Origin of the sequence: Arthrobacter crystallopoietes (assembly GCF_002849715.1) — a bacterium.
GTDB classification, from domain to species: domain Bacteria; phylum Actinomycetota; class Actinomycetes; order Actinomycetales; family Micrococcaceae; genus Crystallibacter; species Crystallibacter crystallopoietes.
This window is the reverse complement of the sequence record NZ_CP018863.1, coordinates 4638411-4654823: the sequence shown is the minus strand read 5'-3', so window position 1 is coordinate 4654823 and position 16413 is coordinate 4638411. Positions and strand designations below refer to the sequence as shown.

13 protein-coding genes are annotated in these 16413 nt (G+C 63.0%); 4 read left to right on the top strand and 9 right to left on the bottom strand.

The genetic code is table 11. The annotated features are described in order from the left end of the window. Positions 1–47: 47 nt before the first annotated feature. Positions 48–1430 (top strand): MFS transporter, encoded by a 1383-nt coding sequence (locus AC20117_RS21405; protein ID WP_074701735.1) that lies wholly within the window; start codon positions 48–50, stop codon positions 1428–1430. 132 nt (positions 1431–1562) lie between these two features. Here the strand turns inward: AC20117_RS21405 and AC20117_RS21400 are convergent, their stop codons facing one another. From AC20117_RS21400 to AC20117_RS21385, 4 genes are all read right to left on the bottom strand, one after another. Then, entirely contained in the window at positions 1563–2438 is an 876-nt protein-coding gene (locus AC20117_RS21400) for an endonuclease/exonuclease/phosphatase family protein (protein ID WP_074701737.1), read from the bottom strand. A gap of 292 nt (positions 2439–2730) precedes the next feature. Further along, a complete protein-coding gene (locus tag AC20117_RS21395; protein ID WP_236777397.1) occupies positions 2731–4128 on the bottom strand; it encodes an APC family permease in 1398 nt (465 codons plus the stop codon). 269 nt (positions 4129–4397) lie between these two features. Next, entirely contained in the window at positions 4398–5345 is a 948-nt protein-coding gene (locus tag AC20117_RS21390; RefSeq protein WP_074703338.1) for an AraC-like ligand-binding domain-containing protein, read from the bottom strand. A 149-nt stretch (positions 5346–5494) separates the two neighbouring features. Next, a complete protein-coding gene (locus tag AC20117_RS21385; RefSeq protein WP_074701740.1) occupies positions 5495–6091 on the bottom strand; it encodes a TetR/AcrR family transcriptional regulator in 597 nt (198 codons plus the stop codon). 150 nt (positions 6092–6241) lie between these two features. Here AC20117_RS21385 and AC20117_RS21380 point away from each other — a divergent pair, with 150 nt between their 5' ends. The 3 genes from AC20117_RS21380 to AC20117_RS21370 are packed head-to-tail and all read left to right on the top strand — an operon-like array spanning position 6242 to position 10246. Next, positions 6242–8152, top strand: coding sequence for a primary-amine oxidase (locus AC20117_RS21380; RefSeq protein ID WP_074701741.1), 1911 nt, complete (start codon positions 6242–6244; stop codon positions 8150–8152). Positions 8153–8188: 36 nt separating this feature from the next. After that, positions 8189–8656 (top strand): hypothetical protein, encoded by a 468-nt coding sequence (locus AC20117_RS21375; protein ID WP_139186811.1) that lies wholly within the window; start codon positions 8189–8191, stop codon positions 8654–8656. 45 nt (positions 8657–8701) lie between these two features. After that, positions 8702–10246: an MFS transporter gene (locus AC20117_RS21370; RefSeq protein ID WP_074701744.1), complete on the top strand. Its 1545-nt coding sequence runs from the start codon at positions 8702–8704 to the stop codon at positions 10244–10246. A gap of 139 nt (positions 10247–10385) precedes the next feature. Here AC20117_RS21370 and hpaD read toward each other — a convergent pair whose 3' ends face one another. From hpaD to AC20117_RS21345, 5 genes are all read right to left on the bottom strand, one after another. Further along, a complete protein-coding gene (gene hpaD, locus AC20117_RS21365; RefSeq protein ID WP_074700748.1) occupies positions 10386–11459 on the bottom strand; it encodes a 3,4-dihydroxyphenylacetate 2,3-dioxygenase in 1074 nt (357 codons plus the stop codon). A gap of 29 nt (positions 11460–11488) precedes the next feature. After that, positions 11489–13006 (bottom strand): 5-carboxymethyl-2-hydroxymuconate semialdehyde dehydrogenase, encoded by a 1518-nt coding sequence (gene hpaE, locus AC20117_RS21360; protein ID WP_074701746.1) that lies wholly within the window; start codon positions 13004–13006, stop codon positions 11489–11491. A 41-nt stretch (positions 13007–13047) separates the two neighbouring features. After that, positions 13048–13737 (bottom strand): GntR family transcriptional regulator, encoded by a 690-nt coding sequence (locus AC20117_RS21355; protein WP_074701747.1) that lies wholly within the window; start codon positions 13735–13737, stop codon positions 13048–13050. Positions 13738–13747: 10 nt separating this feature from the next. Beyond that, on the bottom strand, positions 13748–15214 hold the full coding sequence (locus AC20117_RS21350; RefSeq protein WP_074703339.1) for a fumarylacetoacetate hydrolase family protein: 1467 nt from the start codon (positions 15212–15214) through the stop codon (positions 13748–13750). A gap of 162 nt (positions 15215–15376) precedes the next feature. Continuing rightward, positions 15377–16405: a GmrSD restriction endonuclease domain-containing protein gene (locus tag AC20117_RS21345; RefSeq protein WP_074701749.1), complete on the bottom strand. Its 1029-nt coding sequence runs from the start codon at positions 16403–16405 to the stop codon at positions 15377–15379. Positions 16406–16413: the final 8 nt, after the last annotated feature.

Here is a 16413-nt window from a genome sequence, read left to right as displayed (position 1 = left end):
CGACCGTTCTGTAAGTAATGTTCCCGTTCGGACAATCGGAGTTTCTCATGTCAACGTCAGAAGAACTGGCAGACAACCTTCCTCCCGCTACACGGCACGAGGAGCGGAAGGTTCTAGCCGGAACGCTGGTCGGCACCACCATCGAGTGGTACGACTTCTTTATCTATGCCCAGGCGGCTGGCATGGTGCTCGCCGGCCTGTACTTCGCGCCGCTGTCGCAGGAGAGTGCGGGCCTGGCCCAGATTGTGGCCTGGGCTTCGCTGGGCATCAGCTTCCTCTTCCGGCCGCTGGGCGCCATCGTTGCCGGCCATTTGGGCGATCGGCTGGGCCGCAAGCTGATGCTGGTCTTTACCCTGCTGCTGATGGGTCTGGCTACCACCCTCATCGGTGTCCTGCCGACCTACGCGGAGATCGGTATCTGGGCTCCGATTCTCCTGGTCTTCCTCCGGATCCTGCAGGGCTTCTCTGCGGGTGGCGAATGGGGCGGTGCCGCTCTGATGTCCGTGGAGCATGCTCCACGCAACAAGCGTGGCTTCTTCGGCGCCTTCCCTCAGATCGGTGTTCCCTGCGGCATGATCCTTGCTACCGGTGTCATGTGGCTCTTGACCACGTTCATGACCGAGGAAGCCTTCCTGACTTGGGGCTGGCGTATTCCGTTCCTGTTCTCCGTGGTGCTGATTGTTGTCGGCTATCTGATCCGGCGGACCGTCGACGAGAGCCCTGTCTTCAAGGAGATGCAGGAGCGCAAGAAGGAATCTGCTGCCCCTCTAGGCCAGTTGTTCAAGCACAACTGGAAAGAAGTCATTCTGACGGCATTGATCTTCATTGCCAACAACGCTGCCGGCTACCTGCTGATCGCTTTCTTCGCTTCCTACGCAACCAAAGAAATCGCAGATGGCGGTCTGGGCATGGACCGCTCCGCCGTGCTGCTGGCGAGCACCTTGGCTGCGTTCGGCTGGCTGGCCTTCACCATGTATGGCGGCATCCTTTCCGACAAGATCGGACGGATCCGCACCTTCCAGATCGGCTACGTTTGGGTTCTGCTGTGGGCGGTTCCGATGTTCCTGCTGATCGACACCGCCAGCATCATCTGGTTCACTGTCGCCGCCTTTGTGCTGACCATCGGGCTTGGCCTCTCCTACGGCCCCCAGTCGGCACTGTATGCGGAGATGTTCCCTGCCAACGTTCGCTACTCCGGTGTCTCGATCGGTTACGCCATCGGCGCGATTTTGGGTGGCGCTTTCGCTCCGATGATCGCTGAGCTGTTGCTGGGTTGGACCGGCACCACCATTTCCATCGGAATCTACATCGCCGTGCTGTGTGTGATTTCCCTGGTCGCGGTGTCCGTGGTCAAGGAAACGCGGGGTACCAATCTGCGCGTGGAAGAAGCGCACCGGGAGTACCTGCAGAAGCATCCTGAGGCTCGCTAGAACTCGAAGTCCTCGGGTCATGAAGGCGGGCGGGCTGTTGCGGATCTCCACGCAGCGGCCGGCCCGCCTTTATAGTCTGGCACCGCGGGTGTTACATCCCTGACGGTACGGGTGCAGACCTGAGTCAACCTGCTAGATAGGTGGAGTGCCAACGGGCCGCGCAGGAATCTGGTAATCCGTGCACAGGCCGTAGTGGTCACTTGGCTGCCTTGCGGCGTCAGGTTCCGCTATCCGCCTGCACTGGGCTACGGCCAGGGACGGGCCATGGATGCCGCACCGGTTCATGATGTAATCGATCCGCCGGCCGGAGTCCAACGGCATATCCCCGTTGCGGACCAGAATGTTGTGCGGGCTGAAGGTGTGGCCGGGTTCGTCTTGATGCTTAACGGTCCAGGAGTCCTGGTAAGCGACGCTGATTCCTTCCAGAGACTGCAGACCGGTCCAGAACCTGATGCTGGCGGAGTCCGGTGCGGCGTCGAAGTCTCCGGCGATTATGACATGGCGGTTTGCGCTGTCCAGCAGTCTTTCCACCGCGCCTGCTGTCGCCACTGCCTGTAGCTCACGTTCACGTTCGTAGCCGAGCTGCCAAACGGGCTTGTGATGGACCATGAGAAACGTGCCCCAAGGTGCCGGTGCGTGGATTTCGGCAATCACGGTCGAGTACCAACTGTCAGCAGAGGTTCGTGACGAAACGTCCAGGTCCAGCTCCTGGAGCACGACGATGGGCCAGCGGGAAGCAATCACAGCACCTGTGCCGTCAGGAGCCGTCCTGGTATGCCGCACGATGTGGTACCCGGGGCCGATGAGTTCGGCGGCTGCGTCATGGGTTCCGGCGGCATCGATTTCCTGCAGGGCGTATACGTCGGCTTCAAGTCGTGATAAGCATTCCTTGAGCAGCGGACGCCGGACCGGCCAATGAGCGTGGGAGGGGGAAAGCACGTTCATCGTGGCGATGCGCAGCACGGTCGTCTGGCGCCGTGGCTGCCCGGGTCGCTGGTGAGCCGGCATGGAGACTCCTTGCTCGGGTGCTGGATCTGGCAGTGTCTTTGTCTTGCCAGCATTCCTGCCAGAGGTCAAGCCGACGCGATGGGTAGTTCTCCCCATCGCGGCTTTCTGTGCCAGTGCATAGGCTAGGGGAGGAAGCCGGGCTTGGGAAGAAGCCCGCTTCGTCTGATCCCGGGTCTTTGAACGAGAGGCCTGAGACGGAAAAACCGGCGCTGCACAGCCCCCCAACCTCTGCAGCCCCGGTTCTTCTGTTTAACGCCGTGAATATCTTGCGCTATGGCTGGGAGTTGCCGGCCTAGTCATTCCCGCTCCCGCCGCTGCCAATGCCGCTGTAGACCTGGGGCCTGGCACTTTTCAGGTACAGTCCCCAGAGCACTCCGAGTACGCCGGGCACCAACGCGACCGCGGGCAAGATCCATGAAAGCGGTGACGTTCCCTCGGTGCCGATGAGTACATCGAAGTTGACGACGATCATAATGAATACGGCGCCCAGGAGCGCTGCAGCGAGTGCCGGGGCCACGATACGCGTCCAGACAGAGTGTCCGTCACCGTGCCTGCGGAAGTATCCGATGACGGCCAGTGAAATCAGGACAAGCAGCAGGACAAGACCGAATGCGCCGGTGTTCGTCAGCCATGTAAAGAAGGTCAGGACAGGATAGAGCGGACCGAGCTCGGACCCGATGCCGGCGATGGCGAAAATGAACAGCATCACCAGGGCAAGCGCGGATTGGACGAGCGAGCCGGCAACGGGAGCATGGCTTTGCGGACTGACGTAACCCAGCCGCTTCGGGAGGACTCCTTCCCGTCCCAGCGAGAAGACATACCGAGCTACGGCGTTGTGAAAGGCAATGAGCGCGGCTAGAAGACTCGTAATGAACAGGACCTGCGTGATGTCCGCTGCGACAGTACCCGCATGCGCGCTCAGAAAGACGAAGAGCAGGTCGGGGCCAAATTCCTGGGATTGAGCGACTACCTGGCTAGGCCCTGTCGCGATCGTTGTTGCCCAGGCCGAAAACGCGTAGAAGAGTGAGATGACGGCAATGGCGATGAACGTAGCCCGCCCGATCGAACGTTTGGGATCCTTGGCCTCCTCGCTGTAGATGGCGGCCGACTCGAAGCCCATGAATCCGGCAATGCTGAACGCCAAAGCTGCCCCCACTCCTGCAGTGAACAGGTTCGATGGGGCCAGGCCCGCTGCCGAGACACCCTCCGGCTGCACGGCCAAGGCGACAACGTCGAACACAATGACAGCAAGGAATTCCAGGCCCACCAGAACGGCGATCACTTTGACCGACAAATCCACCTTGTTGATGCCGAGCCAGCCGACTATCAAAAATCCGACGGCGGCGGTCAGCCACCATGGAACTTCGGCGCCGATCTTGCTGCCGATGAACGAAGCGGACGCGAAGCCGAACAGGCCGTAAATGCCGATCTGCATGGCGTTGTAGGCGACCAGCGCCACCCACGCGGCGCCGACCCCGGCCGCCCGCCCCAACCCCTGGGCGATGTATGCGTAGAAGGCACCGGCATTGCGGATGTGGGCGCTCATTGCCGAGTAGCCCACCGCAAACACTGCCAAGCAGATCCCCAGGACCAGAAAGGACGCAGGAATTCCTACCACACCGGTAACGGCGAAGTTGCTGGGTGTGCCGCCGGCGATAACAGTCAACGGCGCCGACGCGGCAATGATCATGAAAACAAGGGCAGGGACGCCCAGAGTCCGGCGGCTTAAGCCTTGGGTCTCTGTGCTGGGTGGAGTTGGCAGTGCTCGTTGCTGTGTCATTAAAACCTCCAACGGGAGAATAAAAGATGTTCCGATTGTGGCATCGATCACTCGGCAAGGGGTTGTCGTCGCGGGCAACGGTCTTGTCTAAGCGTGCACAGCTTGCGGTGAGGTGCTGATTGCCGTGATGGGCGGGCTCTGGCTGATGTTGGGGGTCGGAATGGTCGGACGCCCGTTATTCAGCCCAGCCGATAGGCGCTGGGCGTTTGTCCGTAGGCACTGCGGAAGATGCGGCTGAAGTGCGCTGCATCGACAAAACCCCACCGGTTGGCAATGGTTCCGACGGGCCGGTCGGCAAGAATAGGATCGCGCAGATCCCGCCGGCAGTGTTCGAGTCTCCGTGCCCTGATCCAGGTGGCGACAGTGGCATCGGCCTGGTGGAAGATGTTGTGCAACTGGCGGGTGGAAATGTAATGGGCAGCCGCAATGTTCGCCGGAGCGAGGTCCGGATCGCCGAGGTTGGCTTCGATGTACTTCCTGATCCGGACCAGCAGTTCGCTATGTCGTCCTTCCTCGGTGCTTCGTCTGGTGCTGAGTTCGTTGTCGAACATGGTGGCGATCAGGTCGACGGCGTTGTGCGCCAGGCGATGGCCGCTCGGTCCGGTGAGTACTTCCAGGTTTTCCGCCAGTTGCATCATGAATGGGCTGATCATGCGACCCAGACCTTGGTCTCCAGCCATCCGCACGGCAGTCAGCTGACCCACGTCGTCGGGGGAGAGGTCCAGGATTTCGTGGGGAAACATGACCACCAGCGTCCGGAAGTCCTCCTCAAACGCCAAGGTGTAAGGCCGGTGGGTGTCGTAGACGGCAATGTCACCAGGACGCAGCGCAGCTTCTCGATTGTCCTGGATGAGGATGCCGTGGCCGGAGAGCTGCAGGTTCAACTTGAAGAACAGCCGGTCGGACCGCTCGATTAGCGCCGGAGTGCGCAGTACCTGATGGCCTTTTGCAGTCACTTCTACGATGGAGAGTTCGTCCAGCACCCGCGAACGCAGCACGCCACTGAAATCCTGGAGTTTATCCGAGCGGACTTCCAGGGGCACGAAGGATTCGGACACCAGGTGGTGCCACTGGCTGAAGTTATCGGCGACGGCAGTCTGCACGTCACCGGACTGCTTTCCCCGCATGCTGCGCACTGTAGTTCCTAGCACAACGTCCCCTTTGCTCCTCCCCGCCCTTTGCTACGGGGTGTGTGGTTAAGCACACTCCGTCTAATCTAGCGGCTTTTATCTGCCGCCGCCATGTTTTTTTCGACAGCGGGCGAAAAACATGACGGTCAGGGATGGGCCGCCAGCAGCTCCAGATAGCCATCCAGCTGGGCCGCCAGCTGGCTAGGGGAGTAGTGGTCCGGATCCAGCACCGCAGTAATCTGGGCGCCCAACACCATATTCATGACATGCCCGGCGATTGCCTCATCGCTGACTGAGGTTGAAACCTCGCCTTCGGAGCGCGCCTGCTGCAACTGCTCGACCAGGCTCGTCCGCCACTGTTCCATTGATAAATCGTGCAGCTCCGCCTTGGATTGATCGGTCAAGGCTTTTTGCCAAAACGGAATCACGATGCGGGCCTCGTTGAGCCGGTCTTCGTCCAGCGGAAGAATTTCCTGACAGTACGCGCGAAGCGCGGCCAGGCCGGTCTTGCCTGTAGTGGCAGCGGCCATGCGCCGGTTGGTCTGATTGAAGACGTGCTCAAACGCAAACGCGAGCAAATCGTCTTTCGTGGGGAAGTAGGGCTTGAGTGCACCATTGGCAAAGCCAGCTTCGGCTGCGATCTCACGCATGGTGGCAGCATCCATGCCAAGGCGGGCGATGATTCGCCAGGTGGCGCTCACCAGTTCCAACCGGCGTTGGTCGTGGTCGACGATCTTCGGCACTTCTTGCTCCCTCGGAAATTTTTGGGTCTCACCCCTTGTGATGCATCTTACTGGCCGTTATTCTCTACAGACATAGAAAAACAAAATCGTAGCCGCGGCCGTCATAAAGGCGTCGGTGCGGCCAGCAAATTCTTACTTGAAAGGGTAGCCATGACCACCACAGCGGGAGTCACCAACACTGCCTACGCTTTGGCTACGGCCGATGAAATCATCCGGGTCCGCGAAATCCTTGCCGACCACGGGTTTGTAGGCGACGCGACGAGATTCGCCTACCTCGGGTTGACTGATCCTCCACGCGGGTCCCAGGGCGCGGAGGACCGGCGCTTCCGCGCCTTTCTGCATGATGTTTCGGGTGCCGCGCCCCGGGACGTCACTGTCTCGGTTACTGAGAACAGGGTGCTGTCCGTGGCTGAACTGGATACGTCGCTCACCGGTGAACTGCCCGTGCTGGAGGAAGAATTCGAAGTTGTTGAGCAGATTCTTGCCCAGGACGGACGCTGGCTAAAAGCGCTCGCGGAGCGGGGGCTCGCCGTCGACAAGGTGCGCGTGGCCCCGCTATCCGCGGGGGTGTTCGAGTATCCGGAGGAGAAGGGCCGCCGGATCCTGCGTGGCCTGGCCTTCTACCAGGAGTTTCCGGAGGACAGCGCCTGGGCCCACCCGATCGATGGGCTGGTGGCCTACGTTGACGTAGTCAATAAGAGCGTGGACCAGGTGCTGGACTTCGGCGCCGTGCCGGTCCCCGCCGAGCACGGCAACTACACGGACCCGGAACTGACCGGGGAACTGCGCACCACCCAGAAGCCAATCGAGATCACCCAGCCGGAGGGGCCGAGCTTCACCGTGACCGGCGGCAACCACATCGAATGGGAGAAGTGGAGCTTTGATGTCGGTTTCGACGCCCGCGAAGGCGTGGTGCTGCACAACATCGGGTTCCAGGACGGCGATCGCCATCGCTCCATCATCAAGCGCGCTTCCATCGCCGAGATGGTCGTTCCCTACGGTGATCCGTCACCTGTGCGCTCCTGGCAGAACTATTTCGATACGGGCGAATACCAGGTGGGTCAGTACGCCAACTCGCTGGAACTGGGCTGCGACTGTCTGGGCGACATCACGTACCTCTCGCCGGTCATTGCCGACGGCTTCGGCAACCCCCGCGAGATCCGCAACGGCATCTGCATGCATGAAGAGGACTCAGGCATTCTCGCCAAGCACTCCGACCTGTGGACGGGTATCAACTACACCCGCCGCAACCGCCGCATGGTGGTCTCCTTCTTCACCACCATCGGCAATTACGACTACGGCTTCTACTGGTACCTGTACTTGGATGGAACCATCGAGTTCGAGGCCAAGGCCACCGGCATCGTGTTCACCAGCGCCTACCCAGGTAAGGGGTACGAGTACGCGTCCGAGATGGCGCCAGGACTCGGTGCGCCATTCCACCAGCATCTCTTCAGCGCACGGCTGGACATGGCTCTGGACGGTTTTACCAATCGGGTGGAGGAAGAAGAAGCGGTAAGGGTGCACACCGGCGAAGGCAACGAACGCGGCAATGCCTTCACCCGGCGTCGTACGCTGCTGGCCAGGGAGTCGGAGGCAGCCAGGGAAGCCAACATGGCGGCAGGTCGTACCTGGCACATTTCCAACCCGGAATCGCTGAACCGGCTCGGCGAGCCGGTGGCCTACAAGCTGTACCCGGAGGGACAGCCGACCCTGCTAGCTGATCCAGGTTCGTCGGTAGCCAGGCGCGCGGCTTTCGCTACGAAGGACCTTTGGGTCACGCGCCACGACGAGGCCGAGCGGTACCCCACCGGAGACTTCGTCAACCAGCATGCGGGCGGGGCGGGCCTGCCGGCCTATCTTGCCCAGGACCGGAATATCGACGGCGAGGACATCGTGGTCTGGCATACTTTCGGCTTGACGCACTACCCCCGGGTTGAGGACTGGCCGATCATGCCGGTCGACACGGCGGGCTTCAAGCTCCGCCCCGACGGTTTCTTCGACCGCAGCCCCGTCCTGGACGTGCCGCCGAGCAAGCCCGCCGGCGGGCACTGCCACCGGTAGCGGGCCATGGTGTTGCCTCTGATCAGGCCGAAGGCTGTGGCTGAAACCGGATGGCACGCCCGTCTTTGCTCCCTCGCCGCCTTCGTCGCGATTGCGGCCCACTTTTGGATGGCATGGGCCCACCGGGACAGTTGGTGGCAGGCCGGGGTGATGCTGGCGATGGCCGTTGCCTGCCTGCCCTGCGCCCTCGTCCTGTGGCGTGCGGCCGGCGTAAGGCCGGCGAAGATGATGATGCTCGCAGCCCTGACAATGGCGGCGTTCCACGCCGTGCTCCTGCTGGCGCCGAACGGCGGGGTAAGCCACGGACATCATGCCGGAGCAGCGGCCTTGGCTCCCGCCGCTACGGCAGCCGGCGCCGGAACTGGCGGAATGCTGGTGCTGATCAGCTGGGAAATCGTAACCGGGATGCTGGCGGCAACCTGGCTCCGGCGCCGAAGGGAAACGCTCAACTATAGCCGGGCCGAAGCTCCAATGGTAGACCGGTGCGGCGCCTCGCCGACATAACAGCGGAAGTTTTGACCCGGACAGGTGCGGGCGTATGAATGGAGGGTGACCCCACCGCTGAATCCGTCGCAGGATCCGGACTATGTTCCGGATCCTGCCCGTTGGCGCATTCTCGGGGTCCTGCTGGTCACCGTCTTCATGGCGCTGGTGGGCGTCAGCATTGTCAATGTCGTGTTGCCCTCGATCCAGACCGGGCTGGGGGCCAGCCAATCCGATATCCAGTGGGTACTCTCCGGGTATGCGCTGACCTTCGGCATTGTGCTCGTAGCCGCCGGACGCGCCGGCGATATCTTCGGTCGGGGGCCGATTTTCATAGCCGGGTTGGTGATCTTTACCCTCTCATCCATCGCGGCCGGCTTGGCCCCCGATGCGTCCACCCTGAACATCGCCCGGTTCATCCAGGGCTTAGGCTCAGGCCTGCTCAACCCACAGGCAATCGGAATGATCCAGCAGTACTTCCGGGACGGCGAGCGGGCCCGGTCTTTCGGTCTGATGGGCACGGTGATCGGTGTCTCCGTTGCCATCGGGCCCTTGCTGGGAGGTTCGCTGGTCCAGATTTTCGGCGTGGAGCACGGTTGGCGCTGGACGTTCCTGGTCAACGTTCCCGTGGGCATCCTGGCCTTGGTTCTGGCCTTCCGCTGGTTCCCGAAGCCCATGCTGAACGGTTCACCTCCGGCACGCGCCGCACCCGTGGAGGTCGCCGACCCCGAGTCCATCCCTCTGGGCCGGTCATGGTTGCCGTTTACCAAAACACGGCCGGCCGGCTATCAACCGCGGGACCTGGACCCTATCGGCGCCTTCCTGCTGGGCATTGCCGTCCTTATGGTGCTGCTGCCCTTCGTCGAGTCGCGCGGCTCGGCCTGGACCTGGACGATGCTGCCCGCCGGCCTGGCGGTGCTGGCTCTGTGGGCGTGGTGGGAGCACCGTTACAAGCTCCGTGGCCGCAGTCCGATGGTGGATCTGCACTTGTTCCGCGGCGCAGGCTTCACCAATGGCACCATCATTTCCGGGCTCTACATGCTCGGCATGACCAGCGTCTGGGTTCTCGTTGCGCTCTATGTCCAAAACGGGCTGGGCCGTACGGCGTTGGAGGCCGGCCTCATCAGTTTGCCCGCAGCCGTGATGGCGGCCTTCGGATCCCACTGGTCCGGCGGGAAAGTGATGGAGTACGGGCGGCGGGTAGTGATCTGGGGCATCCTGTGCGCCCTCTTCGGACTGGGTTCGAGCGTGCTGGTCATCCACTGGCAGACGGCGTTCGGCCTGAACTTTTGGTGGCTGCTGTTTACGCTGTCCTTCGTGGGCACTGCGCAGGGGCTAGTGATCAGCCCGAACCAGACGTTGACACTTGCCGACGTTCCCCTGGATTATGCGGGCAGCGCCGGGGGAGTGCAGCAGACCGGGCAACGGATCGGAACCTCCGTGGGGATCGCGATGATGACGGCCATCGCGTTTGCTACCCTGGCCCAAACGGATTGGCAAACGGCCATTACCGTGGGATTCGGTGCGATCGCCTGCGTGGTCCTGGTAGCGCTGGCCGTAGCGGTCAAGGACCACCGGCGCCGGCTGGTCGAAGTAGCCGGCACCGCGTAGATGCGGGTATCGCCCAGAAGAGCCACCTCGTGGTGTCTTGAACGCCAGCCGGTACGCAAGGCAGTTTAGGCGGTTAGATGTACGACGGCGGGGTGCGGCATTGTGCCGCGCCCCACCGTCGATCTTTGCGAGAGCTTTGTTAGAGCTGGGCGCCGACCTTGAAGCCGCGCTCTTCGCCCGGTTCGCGGGTGTAGGAGAAGCCGTCGGCTCCGATGGTCACGGCCATTTCGGAGGCGTCGGTGCGCTTGATGACTTCCTGGGGGTTGCCGTCCAGGTCCAGGACCAGGGAGGCCTCGGTGTACCAGGACGGGACTACCGGGTTGCCCCACCAGTCGCGGCGCTGGTTGTCGTGGACGTCCCAGGTGACGGTGGGGTTGTCCGGGTCGCCGGTGTAGTAGTCCTGGGTGTAGATCTCGATGCGGTGGCCGTCCGGATCCAGGATGTACAGGTAGAACGCGTTGGAGACGCCGTGGCGGCCGGGGCCGCGTTCGATCCGGTCGGAGATGCGCAGGGCGCCCATCTTGTCGCAGATCTGGATGATGTTGTGCTTTTCGTGCGTGGCGAAGGCAACGTGGTGCATGCGCGGGCCGTCGCCGCCGGTGAGGGCGGTGTCGTGGACGGTCTGCTTGCGGTGCATCCAGGCCGCGTAGGTCACGCCGTCGGAGTCCTTGATGTCTTCGGAGACGCGGAAGCCCAGGTCCTCCAGGTACTTGCGGCCGCGCGGGACGTCCGGGGTGACCTGGTTGAAGTGGTCCAGGCGGACCAGTTCGCCGGCGCTGTAGAGGTCGTAGCGCTGGGTGAGGCGCTCGACGTGCTCGACGTCGTAGAAGAACTCGTATGGGAAGCCCAGCGGGTCCTCCACGCGGACGGAGTCGCCGATGCCCTTGGAGAAGCCGTCCTTGCGGCGCTCGGTGCGGCACCCGAGTTCCTTGTAGTACGCCTCGGCGGCGTCCACTTCGGCCGGGGACTTCACCCGGTAGGCAAACGAGGCCACGGCGGCGACCGGGCCCTTGCGCAGCACCAGGTTGTGGTGGATGAACTCCTCGAAGGAGCGCAGGTAGATGGTGTTCTCGTCCTCTTCGGTCACGTGCAGGCCGAGGACATCCACGTAGAACTCGCGGGACTTGGCCAGGTCCGTGACGACCAAATCCATGTACGCGCAGCGGACAATGTCCGGAGCAGGGACGCTGGGCTTGGGAATTTCGTTGCTCATGGTGTTCATTCCTTCGTCGCTGAAGCGGTTTAGTAGTCGATTTCGGACGCCGCCTGGGCGCCGAACTTCGGGGTGTGGACGCTGCCGAGCGTGATGTGCACGGCCTGCTGGTCGGTGTAGAAATCGATGGAGCGGTAGCCGCCCTCGTGGCCGAGACCGGATGACTTCACCCCGCCGAACGGCGTGCGCAGGTCGCGGACGTTGTGGCTGTTCAGCCAGACCATGCCGGCTTCAACGTTCTGGGAGAAGTTGTGCGCACGGGTCAGGTTCTGCGTCCAGATGTAGGCGGCCAGCCCGTACTTGACGCCGTTGGCCAGTTCCAGGGCTTCCTCGTCGCTGTCGAACGGCGTGATGGCAACAACCGGGCCGAAGATCTCTTCCTGGAAGATCCGGGCATCCGGCTTGACGTCGGCGAAGACGGTGGGGGAGACGTAGTTGCCTTCCTCCAGGCCTTCGGGACGGCCGCCGCCGGCGATGAGGCGGCCTTCGGACTTGCCGATCTCCACGTAGCTCATGACCTTTTTGTAGTGCTCGGGGTGGACCAAGGCACCTACCTGGGTCTTCGGGTCATGCGGGTCGCCCACCACAATGTTCTTTGCCCGGGCGGCATACTTCTCGAGGAACTCGTCGTAGACCGGGCGCTCCACGAGAATGCGCGAACCGGCGGTGCAACGTTCGCCGTTGAGCGAGAAGACGCCGAACAGCGCCGAATCGATGGCGGCATCGATGTCCGCGTCGGCGAAGACGACGCAGGGGCTCTTGCCGCCTAGTTCCATGGACAAGCCCTTAAGATTCTCGGCCGCGTTGCGGAAGATAGTCTGTCCGGTAGTGGTCTCGCCGGTGAACGAGATCAGCGGGACCTCCGGGTGCTTGACCAAGGCGTCGCCTGCTTCTTCGCCCAGGCCGTTGACCAGGTTGAAGACGCCGGCCGGCACGCCGGCCGCGGAGAAGATATCGGCCCAGAGCGAAGCGGACAAGGGAGTGAACTCGGCCGGCTTGAGCACCACGGTGTTGCCCGTGGCCAGTGCCGGGGCAAGCTTCCACGACTCAAGCATGAACGGGGTGTTCCACGGCGTGATCAAGCCCGCGACGCCGATCGGCTTGCGGTTGACATAGTTGATCTGCGAGCCGGGGACCTTCATGGCATCGTCGAACTGGGCGACAATCAGGTCTGCGAAGAAGCGGAAGTTTTCGGCAGCACGCAAAGCCTGGCCCTTGGCCTGGGTGATCGGCAGGCCGGTGTCGAAGGTTTCCATTTCGGCCAGGCGTGCTTCCTGGGCCTCGACGGCGTCGGCGATCTTGTTCAGGACCCGGGCGCGTTCGCGCGGCTTCATCTTCGGCCAGGGGCCGTTGACGAAAGCCTCGCGCGCGGCGGCGACAGCGGCGTTGATGTCTTCCTTCTGGCCGGCTGCCGCGGTGGCGTAGGTCTTGTTTGTCACCGGGTCCAGCACGTCGAACGTCTGGCCGCCGACGGAGTCGACGAACTTGCCGTTGATGAAGTGCTGGATGTGGGTGGGCAGGTCCTCGGGAACGTAGTGTTCAGCCACGATGTACCTTTCTTTCCTGGGTTGTTCTTGCGTTTGCTCGGCTAGATGGCTGACGCTGGCTGGTTGTGCTGAGCCATGTAGGCGTTCAGCGTGCCCGTCCGGTGTGCCCGGGCGGCCATCTCGATCTCGTGGACGTCGGCCCGGGATTCGATCAGGGCGATGAGCTGGTCGTGTTCTTCAACTGACTTGCGTGCCCGTCCCGGTACCAGATCGAAGCTGGAGGCACGCATGGCGTTCAGCCGGTTCCAGCCGCGGTGGACCAGGTCCAGGATGTGCGGGTTGGGGCAATGGCCGTAGAGGATGGCATGGAGTTCGTTGTTGATCCGCGTGAAGCGTTGCGGTTCAAAATCTTCCAGGCACCGGCGCAGTTCGGCATTGAGCCGGCGGGCGTTGTCGATGTCCGCCGCAGTGATCAGCGGTGCTGCCAGGGCGGTCGCGGCTCCTTCGATGACGCTCAGGGTCTGCATGGTGTGCAGGTAGAGCGTGGCATCGACGCCGGCGACCGTGGCCCCGACATTGCGTTCGAACTTGACCAGTCCCTCGGCCTCCAGCCGGCGGATGGCCTCGCGCACCGGCACCACGCTGAAGCCGAGTTCTTCGGCGATGCTGCTCAGCACCAGGCGGTAGCCGGCCACGAGGGCGCCGCCGGTGATCCGGTCTTTGAGCACCTCATAGGCCTGTTCCGACTTCGATCGGGTGTCGGTGCGCGCGGGGATGGCGGTGGTGGACATTGTCTTGCCGTTACTGCCCGCCGCCGGCGGCGACCCATTCGTGGTACTTGGCCACCCAGTCCTCATTCATCGGGAACAGTCCATCAACCTTGTGACCCTCCTGAACCATCTGGAAGACAAAGGCATCACGGCGCTCCTGCTCGACGGCCTCGTCGGCGACTTCCTCGGCAAGCGACGGCGGCAGGACCAGGATGCCGTCGGCGTCAGCCACGATGATGTCGCCCGGCTGCACGGTGGTTCCGCCGCAGGCCACGGTAATGTCCGTGTCCCACGGAACGTGCTTGCGTCCGAGCACGGCCGGGTGCGCCGAGGCGTAGAAGGCCGGGATGTCCAGGCCGGCGACGGCGGTGAGGTCGCGTACTCCGCCGTCGGTAATCACACCGGCGGCGCCGCGCTTGTGGGCGCGCAGGGCCAGGATGTCGCCGAGCGTGCCGGCGCCCTTTTCACCGCGGGCCTCCATAACCAGGACATCGCCCTCGTTCAGATCATCGATAATGCGCTTCTGGGCGTTGAAACCGCCGCCGTGGCTCTTGAACAGATCCTCGCGGTTGGGCACGTACCGCAGCGTGCGGGCAGTACCGATGACCTTGCGGTCCGTTTTGGTCGGCTGCAGACCATCGATGCTGACATTGTTCAGCCCGCGCTTGCGCAGCGCGGCGGAGATGGTGGCGGTGGCGACGGACGCCAGTTTGGCCTTCAGATCCTCGGTCAAAACCGGCTTCTTGGCTGCCAGTCCGGCGGCTTCGGCCGAACCGAAGGCATCCTCGCGGTCCTTGTCGGTGACCTTGGGGGTGTTGCCGAATTCCGCGAACGGTACCTCGCCCTGGGTAACGGTGGTTACGAGACGGCCGCTGCTCAGCGATGTGGAGGGTGAATCGACCTCAACCTCGACGACGTCGCCCGGGACGATGACCGAGGAACCGGCCGGGGTGCCGGTGAGAATCATGTCGCCCGGTTCCAGCGTCATCAGCTGGGACAGGTCGGCCACGATCTGGGCAAACGGGAAGATCAGTGCTTCGGTGGTGTCATCCTGGACCAGTTCGCCGTTAACCCAGGTGCGGACGCGCAGCGCCGCCGGATCTACCTTGTCGGCCGGAATGAGGGCCGGGCCCACCGGGGTGAAGCCATCGCCGGACTTGGACCGGATATTGGAGCCCTTGTCCGCATACTTGATGTCGTAGACACCGAGGTCGTTGCTGGCGGTAACGGCGCCGACGTAGCTCCAGGCATCCTCGACGCTGACGCGGCGGGCGGGCTTGCCGATGACCAGCGCCACTTCGCCTTCGAACGCGAGCAGCTCGGTGCCAGCAGGGCGTTCCACCGTGCCGCCGCTGAGGCTCAACGAGGACGAAGCCTTCATGAAGTAGGACGGGTTGGCCGGAACGCGTCCGCGCTGGGCTGCCCGGGAAGAGTAAGAGAGGTGCACTGCGAGCACCTTGCCGGTGCTTTTCAGCGTGGCAGAATCGACGGGCTGCAGCGTGACCGCTTCGGTTTCCTGAGCGACATGTGCTTCAGACAAGACATCCTCCTGCTTATGTATGAAATCGTATACGATCCATCATGGCCTGTGCCGATTGTCACGTCAACCCCTGGCCGAAGTTTTCCCGCGCTTGTTCACTGAATGTGGAATCGTCGGCGGCTAGGGAGTTACGACGGCGGTCATCCCCGCCTTGATTCCGCTGGCAACACGGCCGGCCGACAGCGGTATGACCGTAGCCGGTCCACCCGGACCCGCCGCGCTGTACCACTGGTCCGCCGCGCCCGTGGTGCCGCCGAGGAACTTGACCGTGTAGTCGCCGGGCGGCAGGCCCGTCAGCTCAAAGTCGCCTTCCAGTAGAATCGGCGTTTCCCGCACCAGCGACTGGTCCGCGTCGTACGCCTGCACAGTCATTCCCTTGAAGGGGACGCCCGGCGGCCCTGCGACTACGGCCCCAACGATCGCGGCCGGTCCGACACCCGGGTCCAGGCCGAGCGGAGGGACACCGATCGGGATGTTCCGGCACATGTTGGTCTCCGCCTCGTCCAGCTGGATCATGAGCGCGTCGTATTCAGCAGGATCAACACTCAGGTTCCAGCGTGCCTTGATCCTCACCCACTCCTGGGCGTATTTGCAGTGCACGCCGAAGTAGGGCGGCCACCAGTGCGTAGGATCGGAGGAACCACGCTCCTCGTTGCTGCCGGTTGACAGGATGGTCAGGGTCAGGCTGTTGGTCAGATCGTTGGCGAAGTCGCGGCGCTGCTCAGGCGTCCAAGCCCAGGCGCCGGAGTGCCAGGCCTCTTCCAGCGGAACAAGGTGCGCTACATCCACCTCAGCCGGATCTTCGAAGACATGCATGTCCCAGACAGCGGGCCATTGCGCCTTAACTACAGTGCAGGGGGAGGACATCGTTGGGTCACTGGCGCTGGCAATCAGGACGTGTTCCTCAGTAGTACAGCCGTGCGGTCCGACTACCGGGTAGTCGAAGGCGGCTTCCCGGAATTCCGGACCTTCAGGTGCCCGTTTGACCAAGGTGTTGAGCAGGGCACGTCCCGTAGTAATCCCGCGGGGAGGGTAGCCGTCCGACGGGGCGTCGCTGACCTGGAGTGCCGTCGGGGCTACCGGGAGCCCTTCTGTGAAGCCGGCCGCCCCGCTGGCACAGAGCGCAAGGGAAATGGCAGTAGCCAACATTGTGCAGT

What these genes read in the sequence shown, in the direction of transcription:
- AC20117_RS21405 (WP_074701735.1), top strand. Translation starts at nt 48, where the DNA reads ATGTCAACGTCAGAAGAACTGGCAGACAACCTTCCTCCCGCTACACGG.
- AC20117_RS21400 (WP_074701737.1), bottom strand. Translation starts at nt 2,438, where the DNA reads ATGCCGGCTCACCAGCGACCCGGGCAGCCACGGCGCCAGACGACCGTG.
- AC20117_RS21395 (WP_236777397.1), bottom strand. Translation starts at nt 4,128, where the DNA reads ATGATCATTGCCGCGTCGGCGCCGTTGACTGTTATCGCCGGCGGCACA.
- AC20117_RS21390 (WP_074703338.1), bottom strand. Translation starts at nt 5,345, where the DNA reads ATGCGGGGAAAGCAGTCCGGTGACGTGCAGACTGCCGTCGCCGATAAC.
- AC20117_RS21380 (WP_074701741.1), top strand. Translation starts at nt 6,242, where the DNA reads ATGACCACCACAGCGGGAGTCACCAACACTGCCTACGCTTTGGCTACG.
- hpaD (WP_074700748.1), bottom strand. Translation starts at nt 11,459, where the DNA reads ATGAGCAACGAAATTCCCAAGCCCAGCGTCCCTGCTCCGGACATTGTC.
- AC20117_RS21355 (WP_074701747.1), bottom strand. Translation starts at nt 13,737, where the DNA reads ATGTCCACCACCGCCATCCCCGCGCGCACCGACACCCGATCGAAGTCG.
- AC20117_RS21345 (WP_074701749.1), bottom strand. Translation starts at nt 16,405, where the DNA reads ATGTTGGCTACTGCCATTTCCCTTGCGCTCTGTGCCAGCGGGGCGGCC.